Origin of the sequence: Streptomyces sp. NPDC007084 (genome assembly GCF_040703595.1) — a bacterium.
GTDB lineage: Bacteria > Actinomycetota > Actinomycetes > Streptomycetales > Streptomycetaceae > Streptomyces.
Window position 1 is genome coordinate 204,934 of record NZ_JBEYFY010000001.1, and the last position, 19,999, is coordinate 224,932.

14 protein-coding genes, 1 tRNA gene and 2 pseudogenes are annotated in these 19,999 nt (G+C 72.2%); 13 read left to right on the forward strand and 4 right to left on the reverse strand.

The features are described from left to right. The first annotated feature begins 59 nt into the window (after window positions 1-59). The 4 genes and pseudogenes from AB0912_RS01020 to AB0912_RS01035 all read left to right on the forward strand — a co-directional run. Window positions 60-1,571, forward strand: coding sequence for a PP2C family protein-serine/threonine phosphatase (locus AB0912_RS01020; protein ID WP_366695700.1), 1,512 nt, complete (start codon window positions 60-62; stop codon window positions 1,569-1,571). A gap of 251 nt (window positions 1,572-1,822) precedes the next feature. Then, window positions 1,823-3,274, forward strand: coding sequence for an aminopeptidase P family protein (locus tag AB0912_RS01025; protein WP_366695702.1), 1,452 nt, complete (start codon window positions 1,823-1,825; stop codon window positions 3,272-3,274). A 162-nt stretch (window positions 3,275-3,436) separates the two neighbouring features. Beyond that, a pseudogene (locus tag AB0912_RS01030) lies at window positions 3,437-4,808 on the forward strand (PLP-dependent aminotransferase family protein); the annotation flags it as partial. A gap of 295 nt (window positions 4,809-5,103) precedes the next feature. After that, a pseudogene (locus tag AB0912_RS01035) lies at window positions 5,104-6,315 on the forward strand (MFS transporter); the annotation flags it as partial. 195 nt (window positions 6,316-6,510) lie between these two features. Here AB0912_RS01035 and AB0912_RS01040 read toward each other — a convergent pair. Beyond that, window positions 6,511-6,966: an ATP-binding protein gene (locus tag AB0912_RS01040; protein ID WP_366695704.1), complete on the reverse strand. Its 456-nt coding sequence runs from the start codon at window positions 6,964-6,966 to the stop codon at window positions 6,511-6,513. Between the two features lie 453 nt (window positions 6,967-7,419). Between AB0912_RS01040 and AB0912_RS01045 the strand changes: the two genes are divergently transcribed. From AB0912_RS01045 to AB0912_RS01085, 9 genes are all read left to right on the forward strand, one after another. Next, a complete protein-coding gene (locus AB0912_RS01045) occupies window positions 7,420-8,262 on the forward strand; it encodes a hypothetical protein (protein ID WP_366695349.1) in 843 nt (280 codons plus the stop codon). A 233-nt stretch (window positions 8,263-8,495) separates the two neighbouring features. Further along, window positions 8,496-9,245, forward strand: coding sequence for a YcnI family protein (locus tag AB0912_RS01050; protein WP_366695351.1), 750 nt, complete (start codon window positions 8,496-8,498; stop codon window positions 9,243-9,245). A gap of 232 nt (window positions 9,246-9,477) precedes the next feature. Further along, complete coding sequence (locus AB0912_RS01055) at window positions 9,478-10,131, forward strand: SCO family protein (RefSeq protein ID WP_366695353.1); 654 nt, start codon at window positions 9,478-9,480, stop codon at window positions 10,129-10,131. After that, a complete protein-coding gene (locus tag AB0912_RS01060) occupies window positions 10,128-10,685 on the forward strand; it encodes a copper chaperone PCu(A)C (protein ID WP_366695355.1) in 558 nt (185 codons plus the stop codon). Before AB0912_RS01055 ends, AB0912_RS01060 begins: the two co-directional genes overlap by 4 nt. 13 nt (window positions 10,686-10,698) lie before the next feature. Then, a complete protein-coding gene (locus tag AB0912_RS01065; RefSeq protein ID WP_366695357.1) occupies window positions 10,699-12,939 on the forward strand; it encodes a copper resistance protein CopC in 2,241 nt (746 codons plus the stop codon). An 8-nt stretch (window positions 12,940-12,947) separates the two neighbouring features. Next, window positions 12,948-14,381, forward strand: a complete 1,434-nt coding sequence (efeB, locus tag AB0912_RS01070; RefSeq protein WP_366695359.1) for an iron uptake transporter deferrochelatase/peroxidase subunit — start codon at window positions 12,948-12,950, stop codon at window positions 14,379-14,381. A 141-nt stretch (window positions 14,382-14,522) separates the two neighbouring features. Beyond that, the gene (gene pheA / locus AB0912_RS01075; RefSeq protein ID WP_366695361.1) at window positions 14,523-15,458 is read left to right on the forward strand and encodes a prephenate dehydratase; all 936 of its coding nucleotides are present in this window, start codon (window positions 14,523-14,525) and stop codon (window positions 15,456-15,458) included. 718 nt (window positions 15,459-16,176) lie between these two features. Beyond that, entirely contained in the window at window positions 16,177-17,454 is a 1,278-nt protein-coding gene (serS, locus tag AB0912_RS01080; RefSeq protein ID WP_366695363.1) for a serine--tRNA ligase, read from the forward strand. Beyond that, the gene (locus AB0912_RS01085; protein ID WP_366695365.1) at window positions 17,451-18,311 is read left to right on the forward strand and encodes an HAD family hydrolase; all 861 of its coding nucleotides are present in this window, start codon (window positions 17,451-17,453) and stop codon (window positions 18,309-18,311) included. Before serS ends, AB0912_RS01085 begins: the two co-directional genes overlap by 4 nt. A 138-nt stretch (window positions 18,312-18,449) precedes the next feature. Here the strand turns inward: AB0912_RS01085 and AB0912_RS01090 are convergent. From AB0912_RS01090 to AB0912_RS01100, 3 genes are all read right to left on the reverse strand, one after another. Further along, window positions 18,450-18,534: transfer RNA gene (locus AB0912_RS01090), tRNA-Ser, on the reverse strand. Window positions 18,535-18,908: 374 nt separating this feature from the next. Beyond that, window positions 18,909-19,172: a hypothetical protein gene (locus AB0912_RS01095; RefSeq protein WP_366695367.1), complete on the reverse strand. Its 264-nt coding sequence runs from the start codon at window positions 19,170-19,172 to the stop codon at window positions 18,909-18,911. 105 nt (window positions 19,173-19,277) lie between these two features. Further along, entirely contained in the window at window positions 19,278-19,997 is a 720-nt protein-coding gene (locus AB0912_RS01100; RefSeq protein ID WP_366695369.1) for an ABC transporter permease, read from the reverse strand. Window positions 19,998-19,999 lie beyond the last annotated feature (2 nt).

Sequence of the window (19,999 nt, forward strand, 5' to 3'; positions counted from 1 at the left end):
TTTGTTTTCCCGCAAGGGTTACCGACGGTCTCATGGACACCAGGAATCCCAGCAGGACAATGCTGGACATCCCCTCACGAGTGCGTGTACATGTGGAGACACTGCTAGCGGCGCAGAACTACATGGGGGTTTGCGATGCTATCGAGCAATACGCGCCGGTCGGAAAGCCGGTCGTCATGAACGCCCCTCACCTTCCGAAAGTGGCCGGAATCGATTCAGCGGTTCCCTCGCCCGCACACACTGCCGCGCCCGCGCCTGCGCCCCCGGGTGCCGCCTCGGCCGCGCCGCCCACCGGCCCCGGAGCCGTTCTCCAAGATCGTCTCGCGGGCTGGGTCTCGGATCTCACCACCCTCCACGAACTCACCGAGCGTCTGGCGCGCACGTCGTCCCTGGACGACGCGCTCCAGGAGCTGCTGCGCGCCGGAGCCGCCCTCGTGGGTGCCCGGCGCGGTCTCGTCGTCCTGGAACCGGGCGACGGGCTCGGCCCCGACACCACCATCGGCCTCGGCCTCGCCCGCGCGGACCTCGGCCACATCGAGACGGTCCCGCGCAGCGCCATGTCGTACGGGAGGATCCTGGACGGCCTGCCGGGCGGCGAGGGCGAGATCGCGCAGCCCGACCTCCTCTCCGAGGACGGGCTCGACCCCCGCCACCGCGAGGTGGCCGCCCGCCTCGGCTACGCCGCGAGCTACGCCCTGCCGCTGTCCACCGACGCCGCGGGCCGCCTGGGCGCCGCCGTCTGGCTCTACGACGAGCCCGCCGAGCCGGTCGAGCGACGGCGCCACCTCGTCGGCCTGTACACCCGCCACGCCACCGAGCACCTGGCACGGCTGGTGGAACTGGAGCGCACGCGCGCGTGCATGACGACGATCTCCGAGGAGCTGCTTCCCGCGCGGCTGCCGCGGGTCTCCGGCGTCCAGCTCGCCGCCCGGCACCGCACGGGACCGCGCGGCGGCGGCGACTGGTACGACGCGCTGCCGCTGCCCGACGCCGCGCTCGGTCTCGCCGTCGGCTCCGTCACCGGCTCGGGGCCCAGCGCGGTGGCCGCCATGGGCCGGCTGCGGGCCTCCCTGCGGGCGTACGCGGTCATGGAGGGCGAGGACCCGGTCGCGGTGCTCTCCGACCTGGAACTGCTGCTGCGGCTCACCGAACCGGCCCGCTCGGCGACCGCCCTGTTCGCCTACTGCGAGCCCGCCCTGCGCAAGCTCACACTCGCCGGGGCCGGCCACAGCCCGCCCCTGGTGATCGGCCCGCGCCGCACCGAGTTCGTCGAGACGTCCCTGTCGGCGCCCCTCGGGATGCTCGCCTGCTGGGAGGCCCCGAGCGTCGAGGTGACCGCCGAACGCGGCGAGACCGTGCTCATCTACACCGACGGGCTGCTGCACCGCACCGGCGACGCCATGGACCGGGCCTTCGCCCGGCTACACTCGGCGGCGGCCGGCGTCCCGAGGGCCGTGCGCGACGACCCGGGCGCGATCGCCGACCACGTGCTGCGCACGGTGCTGCCGGACGGTCTCGACGCGGCGGACAGCGACGAGGACGTCGTCCTCCTGGCGGCCCGTTTCGAGTGAGCGCGCGCGGCCCCGTCGCGCGTGACCGCGCGTGCCTGTTCCGCGTGAGCGCGCGCCCGAATTCGCGTGAGCGCGCATGCACGTTTCACGTGCCCGCGCCCGCCCGTTCCGCGTGACCGCGCGGGTACCTCGTGTAACAGGCCTTCCGGCCCTGGGCCCCCTTCAGCACGACCGTACGATGGAGGAGGTCCAGAGTCGTATCGAGGAGGCAGACCGTGTCGGAGGCGCTCACACCGGAGACCCCGGAAGCCGTGCTTGACGAAGCCGCTGACCAAGCGGGCGAGGAAGAGCCCATCAAGCAGCGCAAGAACGGCCTGTACCCGGGCGTGTCCGACGAGCTGGCCGACAGCATGAAGTCCGGCTGGGCCGACACCGAACTGCGCGGCCTCACGCCCATCCCGCAGGCCGAGCACACCGCCGCCCGCCGCGCCGCGCTCTCCGCGCGGTTCCCGGGCGAGCGCCTGGTGATCCCGGCCGGCAACCTGAAGACCCGCTCGAACGACACGGAGTACCCCTTCCGTGCCTCCGTCGAGTACGCGTACCTCACCGGCAACCTCACCGAGGACGGCGTCCTCGTGCTGGAACCGGCCGCCGAGGGCCACAAGGCGACGATCTACCTGCTGCCGCGCTCCGACCGGGAGAACGGCGAGTTCTGGCTCTCCGGCCAGGGCGAGCTGTGGGTCGGCCGCCGCCACTCCCTCGCCGAGGCCGAACAGCTCTACGGCATCCCCGCCTCGGACGTCCGCGAACTGCCCGCAGCGCTGCGCGAGGCCACCGGTCCGGTCCGCGTCGTGCGCGGCTACGACGCCGCCATCGAGGCCGCCCTGACCGACAAGGTCACCGCCGAGCGCGACGCCGAGCTGCGCGTTTACCTCTCCGAGGCCCGCCTCGTGAAGGACGCGTTCGAGGCCGCCGAGCTGCAGAAGGCCGTCGACTCCACCGTCCGCGGCTTCGAGGACGTCGTGAAGGTCCTCGACAAGGCCGAGGCGACGAGCGAGCGCTACATCGAGGGCACCTTCTTCCTGCGCGCGCGGGTCGAGGGCAACGACATCGGCTACGGCTCGATCTGCGCCGCCGGACCGCACGCCTGCACGCTGCACTGGGTGCGCAACGACGGCCCGGTCCGCTCCGGCGACCTGCTGCTGCTCGACGCCGGCGTGGAGACCCACACGCTCTACACCGCCGACGTCACGCGCACACTGCCGATCAACGGCACGTACACCGAGATCCAGAAGAAGATCTACGACGCCGTGTACGAGGCCCAGGAGGCCGGTATCGCGGCCGTCCAGCCGGGCGCCAAGTACCGCGACTTCCACGACGCCGCGCAGCGCGTGCTGACCGAGAAGCTCGTCGAGTGGGGCCTGGTCGAGGGCCCGGTCGAGCGCGTCCTGGAGCTGGGGCTGCAGCGCCGCTGGACCCTGCACGGCACCGGCCACATGCTGGGCATGGACGTCCACGACTGCGCCGCCGCCCGCACCGAGACCTACGTCGAGGGCACCCTGGAGCCGGGCATGTGCCTGACCGTCGAGCCGGGCCTGTACTTCCAGGCGGACGACCTGACCGTGCCCGAGGAGTACCGCGGCATCGGCGTCCGCATCGAGGACGACATCCTCGTCACCGAGGACGGCAACCGGAACCTGTCGGCCGGCCTGCCGCGCCGCTCGGACGAGGTCGAGGCCTGGATGGCGTCCCTCAAGGGCTGACATAGTGCCCCACGAGGGCTGATACGAGACTGCCGGCCGGGCGCCCTCAGGGTGCCCGGCCGGTGGTGTGTCCGGGGGACGGGAGCCTCCGGATCGCGGTGGGCCCGCGGGCGGACCGGTGCGCCCGGCGGCTTTTCGGGGTGCCTAGGGGGGCGGCTTTTCATGGACGACGACTTCTGGTCCGGCGTCGGGGTGGACCTGCATCTGGAGCCGGACGCGGGGGCGGGGCGGAGAACCGGGCTGGAACGGGCCCTGCGCGACGCCGTACGCGCCGGACGGCTCGCCCCGGGCACCCGGCTGCCCGCGACCCGCCGGCTCGCCACCGAACTCGGCGTCTCCCGGGGGACCGCGAAGGCGGCCTACGACCAGCTCGTCGCCGAGGGCTATCTGACGGCCCGGCAGGGGTCGGGCACCGAGGTGGCGTCCCTGCCGGCCGACAGCGCCCCGGCGGACGTACGGGCGCCACGCGCGCGTGCGCCACGTTTCGACCTGCGCCCCGGCAGTCCGGACGTCGGCACGTTCCCGGCGGCGGCCTGGCTGCGGGCGCTGCGCCGCGCGATCGCGACGGCGCCCTCCATGGCGTACGACTACGGGGACCCGCGTGGCCGCGTCGAACTGCGGACGGCCCTGTCGGGCTACCTGGGGCGGGCCCGCGGGGTGATCGCGCCGCCCGAACGGATCGTCATCACCTCCGGTTACGTCCAGGGGCTCGCTCTCCTCACGCGTGTGCTGGACGGTGGAACGGTGGCCATGGAGGACCCGGGTCTTCCCTTCCACCGGGACGTGGTGCGCACGGCCGGCGGCGTCGTGGTGCCGCTGCCCGTCGACGAACACGGCGCCCGCGCCGACCTGTTGGACACCCTCGACGCGGACGCGGCCGTCGTCACGCCCGCCCACCAGTACCCGACCGGCGTCACCCTCCACCCGGAACGGCGGCGGGCCCTCACCGACTGGGCCCGCGCGCGGGACACGCTCATCATCGAGGACGACTACGACGGGGAGTTCCGCTACGACCGCCAACCGGTCGGCGCCCTCCAGGGCATGGCGGCGGGCCACACCGTCTACATCGGGACCGCCTCCAAGACCCTCGGCCCCGCACTGCGCCTCGGCTGGATGGTGCTGCCGCCCCAACTGGTCGACCCGGTGGCCGACATCAAGCTGCACAGCGACCACCACACGGAAACCATCGGACAGTTGGCGCTCGCCGAGATGATCGTGAGCCACGCGTACGACCGTCATGTTGCGCGCGTGCCGGCTGCGCTACCGGCGCCGCCGTGACCAGCTTCTCGACCGGCTGGGGGCGCGCGGGAGCGTACGGGGGATCGCCGCGGGGCTGCACGCGTTGGTCGAGGTGACCGACGAGGCGGAGGCGCTGGCCCGGGCGGAGGGGGAGGGGCTCGCGGTCGGGCGGCTCCGAGACCACTGGCACCTGCCGGGCGAGCACCCGCAGGGGTTGGTCGTGGGGTACGGGACGCCGCGGGAGCGTGCCTATCCCGAGGCGCTGGAGGCGCTGGGGCGGGTGCTGAGGGGGGCGGGGCCGGGGCGTTCCGGCGGCCCTCTCGCCGAGCCTGCGGGGAACGGGGCTTACGCCGAGCCTGCGGGGAACGGCCCTCTCGCCGATCCTCCGAGGAACGGGGCTCACGCCGGCCCGTCGGCGAACTGACAAATGTCATGGATGACCCATGAATTGGGTCATGAAAACGTGTGAGAAATGGGCCTGCCGAGCGGTCCAGCCGGCCCGTAGCGTCGAAGACATGACGACTCGCGACGCACGATCCGCAGAGCGCCCGCCCGTGCGTTCGACCGCGAAGGGGAACGGGACGGGCCGGCTGATACCGCCCGCCGGGCCGCAGCGGGTGCTCGCCCTCGCGCAGCTCGCCAACTCCGTGGGCGACGGCGCCTATTACGTGACGTCCGCGCTGTACTTCACGCGCGTCGTCGGACTGTCCGCCGAGCGGGTGGGGCTCGGGCTGACCGTGGCGTGGGCGATCGGCTCGCTGGTGGGTGTGCCGCTGGGACGGCTCGCCGACCGGCGCGGGCCGCGCGGCACCGCGGTGCTGCTGGCGCTGGCCACCGCGACGGCGGTCGCCTCCTTCCTCGTCGTCCGCGGGTTCCTGCCCTTCGTCATCGCGGCCTGCGCCTACGCCTCCGCGCAGTCGGGGCTCGGAGCGGCGCGGCAGGCCCTGCTCGCCTTCCTGATACCGGCCGGGGCGCGCACCGGACTTCTCGCGCACCTCCAGTCGACGCTCAACGCCGGCCTGGCGGTGGGCGCGGGGCTCGGCGGTCTCGCCCTGCACAGCGGGACGCGGTCCGCGTACCTCGGGGTCTTCGCGCTGGACGCGGTGAGCTTCGTGGTGTGCGCGGGGCTGCTGTGGCGGCTGCCTTCGGTCGCACCTGCGCGAGTGGGCGCGGGCCGTCAAGAGGAGGGGATCGGTCAGGGGAATGAGCGGGGACCGGCTTCCGGGGTGCTGCACGACCGTCCGTACGTACTGGTCACGTTCCTGAACACCGTGCTGTTGCTGCGGATGCCGCTTCTCAGCCTCGGTCTGCCGCTGTGGATCACCGAGCGCACCGAGGCGCCCGCCTGGCTGGTCTCCGCGCTGTTCGTGCTCAACACCGTCGCCGTGATGGCGTTCCAGGTGCGGATGGCACGCGGGGTCACGGGTCTCGGGACGGCGACGCGCTCGATACGCCGCTCCGGGCTCGTGATGCTGGCGTCCTGTGTGGTGTTCGCGCTGTCGTCCGGCGTCTCCACCTGGATCGCGGCCGGCGTCCTCGTGGCGGGTGCGGTGCTCCAGGTCGTCGCCGAGATGCAGCACTCGGCCGGTTCCTGGCAGGTCGCGTTCGATCTCGCTCCGGCCGACCGGATGGGCGAGTACCAGGGCTTCTTCGGCACCGGGGTCACCGTGGCTCGGACCATGGGCCCGCTCGTCCTCACGGCGCTGCTGGTCGGGTGGGGAACGCCGGGCTGGCTGCTCCTCGGAGGCCTGATACTCGGCGCCGCGTACGCGATGGGCCCGGCGACACGGTGGGCGGCCTCACGCAGCCCGGAGCGGTCCCCGGTCCACAGCCGGGCCGTGGAACCGGCGGGACGTGACCTCGCGGCGTGGAACTGGCGACACCGGCGGAAGCAGGCGAACCAGCCGAACGAGGGGAAGCAGGCGAACCCGGGAAGCAGGAGAGACAGGGGAGGCAGGCGAATCAGGAGAAGCAGGGGACAAGCGAAAGCGGCGGACCTAGGCGGGCAGCAGGGCGGGGGACTTCTTCCACTTGAGGATCTTGTCGAAGCTGACCACCGCGCCGCCCGGGCCCGGCTTGTTGTCGATGTGGACATGGTCGGCCAGTTGCTGGATCAGACACAGACCCCGGCCGTGTTCCGCGTCCTGGTCGGCCGGGCGGAGGGCGGGGTGGGCGTTTCCGGCGGGGAAGCCGGGGCCGGAGTCGGCGACTTCGATGCGGCACTGGTCGCCGTCGAGGTAGGCCGTCACGCGGTAGGCCTCGCCGGCGTCGCCCCGCGTGGTGTCCCCACCGTGCTCGACGGCGTTGGCGCAGGCCTCGGTGAGGGCGATGGAGAGGTCGTAGGAGATGTCGGGGTCGACCCCGGCGCTCTCCATCGTGCCGAGCAGCAGGCGTCTGGCGAGCGGGACGCTGGCAGCCTCGCGCCGCAGATGGAGTGACCACCAGATGCTCATGCTCCAGCCTCCCGGCCGCGGCTCGACATACCGATACGTATTGCCGCGAGCACCCGTGCGCAATCGCATACGCCCGAGGATGCCGCCCATACGGCGGATGCGCGGCCACCGGATGCCGGTGTATGCGGTGGCGACGCGACGTCTGACGCTCGGTGTTGGGGAGGGCGGGGTGGTGCCCGGACGGCGGGGGTGGAGAGGGCCGGGTGCTGCTCGGCGGGGTGGGAGTGAAGCCTGCGGGGCGGGAGTGAAGCCGACAGGGCGGGAGTGAAGCCGACGGGGCGGGGGTGAAGCCGACGGAGTGATGTCCGGGGGGATGTCCGGAAGGGGGAGGGCGGGATGCTGCTCGGGGGGCGACGTTCCGGTCGTAGGCCGTGTTGCGGACAGAGCGGTCGTACCTCATCTTGTGGACCTGCCGTGGGTGACGGATGGGCCCAGTGCGATGATGAGCCCGCCATGACTGCCCCCCACCAGCGTTCGGCGCCCTCCGGAGCCGACCTCCGGATACTCAGGGCCGCGGTGTTCGCCGCGGTCTGTGTCGCGCTGGCCGCGGCCGGTCATGGTCTCGCGTCCTGTGCCGTGGTCCCCCTGTGGACGCTGGGCGTGGGCTTCCTCGCCGTCTTCACCCTGGCCGCCGCGCTGGCGGGCCGGGAGCGGACGCTGCCGGGCATCGTGGCGGTCCTCGCGGTCGGCCAGACCGCGTTGCACACGCTCTTCGGGCTCGGCCAGACCGGTTCGGCGTCCGGCCAGTCGATGGGGTCGATGGGCTCCATGGCCTCGGGTATGCCGATGTCCGACGCGACACTCGTGGCGCGGGCGGCCCGGCTGGTGTGCGGTACGACCGCGGCGGCGATCAGCCCGGCGCACGCCCAGAAGATCCTCGCCGACGCGGGGCTCGACACGGGCACGGGCGGCACGGCCTCGGCCATGCGGCACGCCACTGACGCGGTGCCGGCCGCCGGGGGCGCGGCGATGCCGCTGCTGCCCTCGCTGCCGATGCTGCTCGGGCACGTTCTCGCGGCCGTCGCCGCCGGGTGGGTGCTGCGCCGGGGCGATCTGGCGCTGATGCGCCTCATACGGCTGTCGGCACAGGGTGTCGCCGAGGGCGCGCTCATGCGGGCCCTGCGCGCCGCGCTGACTCTGGTCCGCGCCCTGCGTACGGGACTTCAGGGGGCGCCCGAGATCGCGTTCCCGCGCCGGACCGCGCCCCGTACGCTCCGTGCCCCGCGGACCACGGCGCTCCAGCACACGGTGGTCCGCCGCGGGCCGCCCGTCTCCACTCTCCTCCTCGCCGCCTGACACGACGCGCCGCCTCACGGAACCGGAACCGCCCCCGAAGTCCCCGCACCTCGGGGACATGACGGGCCTTCCGGGCTCTCCCGAAGGGGACGCGGTCGTGCCGCACGCGCGCACCCGCCAGGTGTCCCCCGGCACGGGCCCGTCCCGCTCCGGAACACCGAGGCACCCGCGCGTCCTCTTCATCGAGCTTCGTCATCGAGCTTCATCGAACTGAGAGTGGAGTGTTCCCTTCCATGAAGGCTTCTCGTATCGCCGCCGTCGGCACCGTCGCCGCCTCGGCTGTGCTGGTCCTGTCCGCAGCGCCCGCGTTCGCGCACGTCAGCGTCTCGCCCGACGGGGCCGCGGCCAAGGGCGGTTACGCCGTCGTGAACTTCAAGGTGCCGAACGAGCGCGACGACGCCTCGACCACCAAGCTCGAGGTGAACCTCCCGGCCGACCACCCGCTCGCCTCGGTCATGCCGCAGCCGGTGCAGGGCTGGACCGTCAAGGTCACCAAGTCCAAGCTGGACAAGCCGATCACCTCCCACGGCCAGAAGATCGACGAGGCCGTCACCAAGGTCACCTGGACCGCCGACGGCAAGGGAATCGAGCCCGGCTTCTTCCAGAAGTTCCCGCTCTCCGTCGGGGCCCTGCCCGAGGACACCGACCAGCTCGTCTTCAAGGCGATCCAGACGTACTCCAACAGGGAGGTCGTGCGCTGGATCGAGCCGCAGAAGGAGGGCGCCGAGGAGCCCGAGAACCCCGCCCCGGTGCTCGCCCTGTCGGCCGCGACCGGCGATCACCACGGCTCGGGCGGCGCCGAGGACGCCTCCGACACCGAGAAGTCCGAGGACGGCGCCAAGCACTCCGAGCAGACCGCCGCCTCCACCTCCGCGGACGGCAGCGACACGACCGCGCGGGTGCTGGGCATCGTGGGCATCGTCGTCGGCGCGCTGGGCGTGGCGTACGCCGTGTTCGCCGGCCGTAGGCGTACGAACGCCTGAGTGCCGTACGGCATCTGAGGCACGTAGACACATCCGCCTCGGTGCGCACCGGAGGGCCGCGGGAACGCGGCTCTCCGGACCGGACCGGACCGGACCGGTCTAGCCCGGACCGGCTTCCGGCCGGATCCGGTGGGGCCCCGCCGCCACGCCGGACCCGGCCCCCGGCCCCCGGCCCCCGGCCGCGGATGACCCCCGGTGCGCACCCGGGCACTCACATCTGGGACATTTTTCTATGCGCAAGAAGACCTACGCGGTGGCCGCCCTGTTCGCCGCCGCCGCTCTGACCCTCTCCGCCTGCGGCAGCGGCGACGACAGCGGCAGGCCCGTCGCCGACGTGTCCGTCGACGCCGGCGCCAACAAGCCCGCGACGGTTCTCGACAAGCCGTTCGAGAAGCCGGACCTCGTGCTCACCGACACCAGCGGCAAGAAGTTCGACCTGCGCGCGCAGACCAAGGGCCGGCCCACGCTGGTCTACTTCGGCTACACGCACTGCCCCGACGTCTGCCCGCTGACGATGAACAACCTGGCCGTCGCGAAGAAGCAGCTCCCGAAGACCGAGCAGGACAAGCTGCGCGTCGTGTTCGTCACCACCGACCCGGGCCGTGACACCCCCGCCGCGCTCGGCACCTGGCTCAAGGGCATCGACTCCGACTTCATCGGTCTGACCGGCGACTTCTCCACCATCCAGGCCGGCGCCCGCACCCTGGGCATCTCCATCGAGCCGACCTCGAAGGACAAGAACGGCAAGCTCGTCTCCGTGCACGGCACCCAGGTCATCGCGTTCTCGCCGAAGACCGACGCCGGCTATGTGCTCTACGGCGAGAACGCCACCGTCGACGACTACACCAAGGACCTGCCTAAGATCGTCGAGGGGAAGAACCCGTGAGCCGCCGCCCCGGCCGCACGGCACGCCCCCTCGCCCTCGGCCCCCTCGCCCTCGGCTCCCTGGTCCTGGCCGCCACGCTGACGCTCGCGGGCTGCGGCTCGGACTCCGGTTCTGGTTCCGGCCCCGGCTCCGGCTCCGGCTCCGGCTCCGGAGACTCCGCGGGATCGCAGTCGTCCCCGGCCCGCCCCGACCTCAAGATCACCGGCGCCTACATGCCCGCTCCGAGCATGGCCGACATGGCGGCCGGGTTCTTCACCGTCACCAACTCCGGTGGCGCCGACAAGCTGACCTCCGTCACCAGCGACCTCTCCGACGACGTGACGCTCCACTCCACCAAGGACGGCGCGATGCGGGAGGAGAAGTCCTTCACCGTGCCCGCCCACGGCACCCTCGACTTCGCGAGCGGCGGCAACCACCTCATGTTCGAAAAGCTCACCCACAAGCCCCGGCAGGGCGAGAAGGTGGCCCTGGAACTGCACTTCGCCAAGTCCGGCACGGTGAAGGTCTCCATGCCGGTGAAGTCCGCGACCTACAACCCCGACTCCGGGCACTGAGGGAGGCACCACCGTGACACCGACCATCGCCCCCCGCTTCAGGACCCTCCTGCTGCTGTTCCTCGCCATCGCCGGCACGCTGCTGGCCGGCGCCGCGCCCGCCTCCGCGCACGCCGCGCTGACCGGGAGCGACCCGAAGCAGGGGTCGGTGGTCGCCCAGGCTCCCGCGCGGATCTCGCTCACGTTCTCCGAGCAGGTCTCGATGAACGGCAGCTCGCTGCGGGTCCTCGACCCCCAGGGCAAGCGCGTCGACACCGGCGCCCCGACCGACCTGGGCGGCAGCACGTACGCCGTGAACCTGCACGCGGGGCTGCCCGACGGCACCTTCACCGTGACCTACCAGGTGGTGTCGGCGGACAGCCATCCCGTCTCGGGTGCCTTCACCTTCTCCATCGGCGCGCCCTCGCAGACCTCCGTCGTCGCCTCGGGCCAGGAGGTCGGCGGCGGCGCGGTGGGCTTCCTCTACGGAGCCGGCCGCTACTTCTCGTACGCCGGGTTCATCCTGCTCGTCGGCGGCGCCGCGTTCGTCCTGGGCTGCTGGCAGCGCGGATCCGGGGTCCGGCCGGTCCAGCGGCTCGTGGTCGCAGGCTGGCTCACGCTGACCGTCTCCACGCTCGCGCTGCTGCTCCTGCGCGGTTCCTACGTCGGATCCGGCAAGGTCGGCGACATCTTCGACCTGGGCCTTCTCGGGCAGGTGCTCCAGACCAAGTCGGGCGCGGCGCTCGTGTCACGGCTGCTGCTGCTCGCCGCGGCGGCGCTGTTCATCGCGGTCCTGTTCGGCGCGTACGCCAAGCGGGACGAGGACGCGCGCGCCGCCGCCGAGGCGCTGGCCGTCGCCACCAGGAACGCGAACAAGAAGGCCAAGGGGACCAAGGGCGGACGCGCCAAGGGCGCCGCGGGCAACGCGGGCGGGACGAAGACCGTCGCCGCCAAGGCGGGCGGAGCGAAGGCGGTCAGCGCCCAGGCGGATGGTGGAACGAAGGCGGTCACCGCGCGGGCGGACGGCGGGCAGCCGGACCCCGCCAAGGCCGGCGCCGGGAAGTCGGCCTCCAGGGCGACCGCCCCCGACGTGCCCGAGAACCCCGACGCCTCCGCAACCGTCGAAGCCGACGGGACGGACGACGCTCCCGATCTCGCCACGCAGGCGGCCGATCTGGCCACCGAGAAGAAAGACCTCACCTTCGGTCTCGCCATCGGCGGCGTGGTCGTCGCGGCGGGCCTCGCCGCGAGCTGGGCCATGGCCGAGCACGCCTCCACCGGCGTCCAGGCGGGCATCGCCATGCCCATCGACGTGCTGCACCTGCTGGCCGTCGCCGGCTGGCTCGGCGGTCTGACGGCCCTGCTGGTGTCCCTGTTCCGGGCGCCCGCGGAGGCGCAGATCGACGCGGCCGGCGTACGCCGGTTCTCCCGCCTCGCGTTCGCGAGCGTCCTCGTCCTGGTCGCGACCGGGGTCTACCAGTCGTGGCGGCAGCTCGGCTCCTGGTCGGCGCTCACCGACACGACGTACGGGCGGCTGCTGCTCGTCAAGATCGGGCTGGTGGCCGTGCTCGTGGGCGTCGCCTCGGTCTCCCGCCGCTGGACGGGCCGCATCGCGGACGAGGTCCCGAAGACCGCCAAGGCGACCAAGGCCGCGCTGGTCGAGCAGCGGTCGGCGCGCCGGACGCCCGCCACCGTCCCCGCCGACTCCCGGCGGGCCGCCCAACTGGCCCGGCAGCAGGCCGCCGTGGACACCGCGCGCGCCCAGCGGGTGCGGGACGCCGACCCGAACCGCACGGCCCTGCGCCGCTCGGTGCTGGCCGAAGCGGGGGTCGCCGTCGTGCTGCTGGCGGTCACCACCGCGCTGACGACCACCGAGCCGGGACGGACGGAGGAGGCGGTCCAGCAGGCCAGGTCCGCGTCCGCGCAGCGGTCCGGCCCCCTGTCCCTGAAGATCCCCTTCGACACCGGCGGCGAGGACGGCAAGGGGACGGCGGAGGTCACCTTCGACCCGGCCCGGGTCGGCGGCAACGAGATGCACGTCTTCGTGGTCCGACCGAACGGCAAGGCCTTCGACGTGCCCGAGGTGAAGCTCGCCCTCACCCTCAAGGCGAAGGACGTCGGCCCGCTGCCCGTGACGCCCGACCGCATCGCCACGGGACACTGGTCGGCGAGCGATGTGCAGATCCCCATGGCGGGTGACTGGAAGATCGCGGTGACCGTGCGCACCTCGGACATCGACCAGGTCACCGTGAACAAGAACGCGCAGATCGGCTGAACCTGACCATGGCTGACCACTCCAACACGGGGACGTCGAACCCCGGGACGTCGACGACCTCCGGGACGTCGAACCCCCGAGTGTCCACCTCTGGTACGTCCGGGGCCGGCGCGTCCGCCCCTGGAACGTCCACTTCCGGTACATCCGGCGCCGGCGCGTCCGCCCCTGGAACGTCCTCCGCCGGCCCGTCCGCGCAGGGCGCCCCCTCGGAGGACACCCCCAAGGGCGTCCTGTCACGGCGCCGGCTGCTCGGCACGGCCGGTGCCACGGGGCTCGTCCTCGGCGCCGCCGGGGCAGCCGTGGGCTACGCGGCGGCGCCGTCCGCCGACAAGGCCGTCCCGCTGGCCTCGGTCGGCATGGACACGGTGATGTTTCACGGGAAACATCAGCCCGGCATCACCACCGGGCTCCAGGCACGCGGTCACCTCGTCGCCTTCGACCTGACGGCGGGGGCGGGCCGCCGGGAGGCCGCCGCCCTGCTCCGCCGCTGGTCGGCGACGGCCGAGCGGCTGATGGCGGGCGAGGCCGCGGCCCACGACGACACCGACGTCGCGCTCGACGCCGGCCCCTCGTCCCTGACCGTCACCTTCGGCTTCGGCCACAGCTTCTTCGCCCGTACGGGACTGGAGAAGCAGCGCCCGGCCGCGCTGGACCCGTTGCCCGCCTTCTCCTCCGACCATCTCGACAAGGGGCGCAGCGACGGCGACCTGTGGGTGCAGATCGGGGCGAACGACGCCCTGGTGGCCTTCCACGCCCTGCGCGCGCTCCAGAAGGACGCGGGCGGCGCGGCACGGGTGCGCTGGCAGATGAACGGCTTCAACCGCTCGCCCGGCGCCACCGCCTCCCCCATGACCGCCCGCAACCTGATGGGCCAGATCGACGGCACCCGCAATCCGAAGCCGTCCGAGCCCGACTTCGACCGGCGGATCTTCGTGCCGGCCTCCGGCGACCCGGCCTGGATGGCGAACGGCTCGTACGCGGTCGTCCGCCGTATCCGCATGCTGCTCGACGACTGGGAGAAGCTGTCGACCAGCGCCCAGGAGAACGTCATCGGCCGGAAGAAGTCCACCGGCGCACCGCTCAGCGGCGGTACCGAGAAGACCGCGATGGACCTCGACAAGACCGACGCCGACGGCGACCTGGTCGTGCCGATCAACGCGCACGCCCGGATCACCCGGCCCGACCAGAACGGCGGTGCCGCGATGCTGCGCCGCCCGTTCTCCTTCCACGACGGCATCGACGCCGACGGCGTGCCCGACGCGGGCCTGCTCTTCATCTGCTGGCAGGCCGATCCGCTGCGCGGCTTCGTCCCGGTCCAGCGCAAGCTCGACCGCGGCGACGCCCTCTCCGACTTCATCCGTCACGAGTCGAGCGGCCTGTTCGCGGTGCCGGGCGGCGCCGCGCGGGGGGAGTACGTGGGGCAGCGGCTGCTGGAGGGCTGAGCGGCCCCCTCTGCCCCTCGACCCGCCCCGGTACACGCAGTCGGGGGCCGGCATCGTGCGGTCCGGCGGATTCCACCCCTGGGGGGGGCGCTGTTTCCACAGGCGTGAGCCTCCCGGAGCGGGGCCCATTAGGGTGACGGTATGTCGGCGACGCGCTACACCTATCTCGGCCCCGAGGGAACGTTCACCGAGGCCGCCCTCCGCACGCTTCCCGAGGCCGCGACGCGGGAGCTGGTGCCCATGGTGTCCGTGCCGGCGGCGCTCGACGCGGTGCGGGGCGGCCAGGCTGCCGGCGCGCTGGTCCCGATCGAGAACTCGGTGGAGGGCGGTGTCACCGCCACGCTCGACGAGCTGGCCAAGGGCGACCCGCTGATGATCTACCGCGAGGTCGTGCTGCCGATCGCCTTCGCCCTGCTGGTTCGGCCGGGCACCACCCTGAAGGACGTCAAGACGGTCACCGGCCACCCGGTCGCCCAGCCCCAGGTGCGCAACTGGCTGGCGGCGCACCTGCCGGACGCCCTCTGGGAGTCGGCGGCTTCGAACGCGGACGGCGCCCGCCTCGTCCAGGAGGGCCGGTACGACGCGGCGTTCGCGGGTGAGTTCGCGGCGGCCACCTACGGGCTCGAACCGCTGGTGACCGAGATCCACGACGCGGCCAACGCCGAGACCCGTTTCGTGCTGGTCGGCCGTGCCGCGAGGCCCGCCGCGCCGACCGGCGCCGACAAGACGTCCGTGGTCATCTGGCTGGGCGACGACCACCCGGGCGCCCTGCTCGAACTGCTCCAGGAGTTCGCCGTACGCGGGGTCAACCTGATGCGGATCGAGTCCCGCCCGACCGGCCGGGGCATCGGCAACTACTGCTTCTCGGTGGACGCCGAGGGCCACATCACCGATCGCCGGGTCGGCGAGGCGCTGATGGGCCTCAAGCGGATCTGCCCCCAGGTGCGTTTCCTCGGCTCGTACCCGCGTGCCGGTGTCGCGCTGAAGGACGTCCGGCCGCTGCGGCCCGGGACCTCGGACGGCGACTTCTCCGCCGCCTCGGACTGGCTGGCCCGCTGCCAGGACGGCCGCTCCTGACCGACCGGTCCGGTCACCGGATCGATACGCCTTGCACACCGGCCCGACCGGAGCCTCGTCATGCCGGGCGCGCGGTGCGCGCGGGTGCGTGCCGCCCGCACACTGCCGGGTCCTGACCAGGGAATCCGGGAAATCCACACCCATCCGGGGTTTTCCGGCGGTCCTACCTGCCGATTTTCGCCATCCACAGAAGTTATCCACAGGCGCGCTTCTCGACCTGGGGACAAGTCGACAACGAAACGCTGCATCATCGACAAATCGGCCTACAGGGCCCAAGTTCCTCCACAGGACCGCACGTCACCCTTCGTCCACTCTTTTCCATTGATCAACTCTATGGAGCGAATCATTTACACCCGAAAGTGAGCGTACGAAGGGTTTGAACCGGGAATTCCTCATCGGCGGAAGTGCCGTCGGAATGATCAATTCCGACATCCACAGATCTTCCACACAGCCTGTGGATAACTATTCCGAGGTGAGGAATCCTGTGGACAACCCGGCCTCAAGTCCCGCCTCCCGCACGGGAATCCGGTCAACCGGCAGCCGGAGCCTTGCCCCGTTCCAGGGAGCAGGGTCCCATTTATTGACGCTGATCGACCGCCGATCGACGGTGATCGTCGATCAAGAGATTCGGCCCGGGCATTTCACTCATAACGTGACAGACCTCACGCCCCGGAATATCGGGTCGTTCGCCGGAAGCACGCACCGGTAGCCTTGAGGGGTGATTGACCTTCGCCTGCTCCGTGAGGACCCCGACCGTGTTCGCGCCTCCCAGCGCGCCCGTGGAGAGGACGTCGCGCTCGTCGACTCCCTCCTCTCCGCCGACGAGCGGCGCAGGTCGTCCGGCGTCCGCTTCGACGAGCTGCGTTCCGAGCAGAAGTCGCTCGGCAAGCTGATCCCCAAGGCCTCCCCCGAGGAGCGCACCGAGCTGCTCAAAAAGGCCGAGCAGCTCAAGGCCGACGTCAAGGCGGCCGACGTCGAGCAGCACGAGGCCGACGAGGAGGCCAAGCGCCTCCTCCTCCAGCTCGGCAACGTGGTGCACCCCGACGTCCCGGTGGGCGGCGAGGAGGACTTCGTCGTCCTGGAGACGCACGGCGTCATCCGCGACTTCGCCGCCGAGGGCTTCGAGCCCAAGGATCACCTGGAGCTGGGCGAGGCGCTGGGCGCCATCGACGTCGAGCGCGGCGCCAAGGTGTCCGGCTCGCGCTTCTACTACCTGACGGGTGTCGGCGCGCTCCTGGAGCTGGCCCTCGTCAACGCCGCGATCGCGCAGGCCACCGAGGCCGGCTTCACGCCGATGCTGACCCCCGCGCTGGTCCGCCCGCGCGCCATGGAGGGCACCGGCTTCCTCGGCCAGGCCGCCGAGAACGTGTACCACCTGGAGAAGGACGACTACTACCTGGTCGGCACCTCCGAGGTCCCCCTCGCGGCGTACCACATGGACGAGATTCTCGACGCCGACAAGCTGCCGATGCGCTACGCCGGCTTCTCGCCGTGCTTCCGCCGCGAGGCCGGCACCTACGGCAAGGACACCCGCGGCATCTTCCGCGTCCACCAGTTCGACAAGGTCGAGATGTTCTCGTACGTCGACCCCGAGGACGCGGAGAACGAGCACCGCCGGCTCCTCGACTGGGAGAAGCAGTGGCTCACCGGCCTCGAACTGCCCTTCCAGGTGATCGACGTGGCGAGCGGCGACCTGGGGGCCTCGGCCTCCCGCAAGTTCGACTGCGAGGCGTGGATCCCGACCCAGGGCAAGTACCGCGAGCTGACCTCGGCCTCCAACTGCGACGGCTTCCAGGCCCGGCGCCTGTCCGTCCGGATGCGGGACGGCAAGAAGGTCCAGCCGCTGGCGACGCTGAACGGCACGCTGTGCGCCGTGCCGCGCACCATCGTGGCGATCCTGGAGAACCACCAGCTCGCCGACGGTTCGGTGCGCGTCCCCGAGGTGCTGCGCCCCTACCTGGGCGGCCGTGAGCTTCTGGAGCCGATCTCCAAGTGACCGGTACCACTGGGCCGACGGGACCGACCGAGGCCGGCACCGCGGACGCGGCGGCGTTCCCGTACAAGCTCGTCGCGACCGACCTCGACGGGACGCTGCTGCGTGACGACCACACGGTCTCGGCGCGTACGCGTGAGGCGCTCGCCGCGGTCACCGCGGCGGGCGCGGCGCACATCATCGTCACCGGGCGCGCCGTGCCCTGGACCCGGCACATCCTCGACGACCTCGGCTACTACGGTCTCGCGGTCTGCGGCCAGGGCGCCCAGGTGTACGACGCGGGGGAGCACCGGCTGCTCACCTCGGTGACGCTGGACCGCCAGCTCGCCGGGCTCGCGCTCGCCAAGATCGAGGCCGAGGTGGGCCCGCTGCTGCTCGCGGCGAGCCGCGACGGACTCGACGGCGAGGTACTGGTCGGCCCCGGCTACCGCGTACAGGACGGCCCGCTGCCGGTCGTGCCCATCAGGGAGGCGGCGGACCTCTGGTCGGCGCCGCTCAACAAGGTGTACGTCCAGCACCCGACCCTCTCGGACGACGAGCTGGCGGCCGTGGCCACCCAAGTCGCGGGCGGCCTGGTCGGCGTCACGATGGCGGGCGCGGGGATAGTGGAACTCCTCCCCCTCGGTCTCTCCAAGGCGACGGGACTGTCGCTGGCGGCCCGGCGGCTCGGCGTGAAGGCCGTGGACACCATCGCCTTCGGCGACATGCCGAACGACATCCCGATGTTCGCATGGGCGGCGCACAGCGTCGCCATGGCCAACGCCCACACCGACCTCAAGGCGGTCGCGGACGAGGTGACGTCCACGAACGAGGAGGACGGCATCGCGGTCGTCCTGGAACGGCTGCTGGCGCAGCGGTAGCGGCCCCGGCACGGTTCTGACCTCAGAGGCCGTGCCGCGCCCGCGACTACCCCGGCCATGCCGGGGATCGCACCCGCCGCGCCGGAGATCACACCGGCCGCGTCGGCGATCGCACCGGCCGTGCCGGCGCGCGTACTGCGGAGGATGCGCGGATCGAACGCGCGCGGGGTCGCCCCCGACCACGGCTTAGCAAGCCGGTGCCTTCCCACTCGGCCAATCCTCCGGGTGGGCGGCCCGCGCGACACGCGCGCTCGAAGCGGCCGCCCCGGGCAGCCCCCCGTGCGGAACGGGTTCGACGGAGGGTGGCTACTCCGGAACCCGCCGCGGGCTGCCCTGTCGGGAGCTCGACGTACTGCTCCTGATGAACATCGGTCGCGCTCCTCTCCCAGAGTGTGGCGCCGGTTCGAACCGGCGGCGTGGACACAACCACTGTGCCCGTCCGCCGACTTGGGTGCCACCGATTAAAGGCCGCAGCCCCCGGGACCGGCCAGGCACCTCACCGGCCGTGAGCCGGCGCCCGCCACGGGCCTCACCGGCGGAGAGCCGGAGGCCGCCACAAACCCCGCCGGCGGAGAGCCGAGGCCGGCCACGGACCGCTCACCGGCGGCGCCATCTGCGTCTCCGCCCCTTGCTGAAGAACCATCCGGCGGGCGGTTCGTCCGAGCGCCACGGCTCCGGTTCGGGACCCTCCTCGCGCCAGCGGGCGGCGAGCATACGGGCGCGGGCCGACGGCTCTCTCGTCTCGGCGGCCCGCACGAAGTCCTCGTCCAGCACCAGCTCGTCCCAGGGCCCGTCGGCCGCGCCCCCGGAGCCGTCCCCGGTCCGCTCGCGGTCGTCACCCCATCGTTCCTCTGCCGCCATCCCCGTCCTCCTGGCCGTGCGTCCCCGTTCGTCCAGTCTGCCCGGACCGAGGTGAAGCCCCCGTCAAGAAAAACGTCCCGAGGACGGGGGCTCACACCGTGGTTCTCACTCCTCGCCGGCCAGCGTCAGCGACCGCAGCCGCTGCCCCGCGTACCAGGTGGCGGCGACGGTGACCACGACGAGCAGGACCGTCGCGGTCGGCAGGCCGACGTCCGAGGTGACGAGGTCGCCGCCGGTCACCTTGTGGCCCACGGCGAGCGCCCATTGCTGGACGCTGAGGGTGCGCGCTCCGGACACCAGGGAGCCGAACAGCGCCTCCCAGACCAGCGCGTAGACGAGTCCGAAGACCACGGCGTGCCGGGTCACGGTCCCGAGGAGCAGGAACATCGCGGCGTAGGCGATGGAGGCGACCAGCGCGGCGACCGTGTAGGCGACGGCGATCTGCTGGCCGTTGCCGTTGAGGATCATGCCCGCGATGAAGGTCGGCACCGCCGAGAACGCCATGGTGACGGCGATGGCGACGATCAGCTTGGTGAAGATGATCGTGGGCCGTTTCAGGGGCTTGGCGAGCAGGTACACCACCGAGCCGTCGTCGATCTCGGGGCCGATGGCGCCCGTCCCGGCGATGACACCGATGATCGGCACCATGGTGGCGAGCGCGAACCCGCCGAGCAGGTCCGAGGCCACCTGGTCGTCGGCCCCGGAGAAGCCGCGGACGGCCACCGAGATGACGATGAGCAGGACGGGCAGGACACCGAGGATGAGGGCCCGGCGGCGGCCGAGCAGGCCCCGGTAGGTGAGTCGGGCGACTGTGGGGTCGTACATCT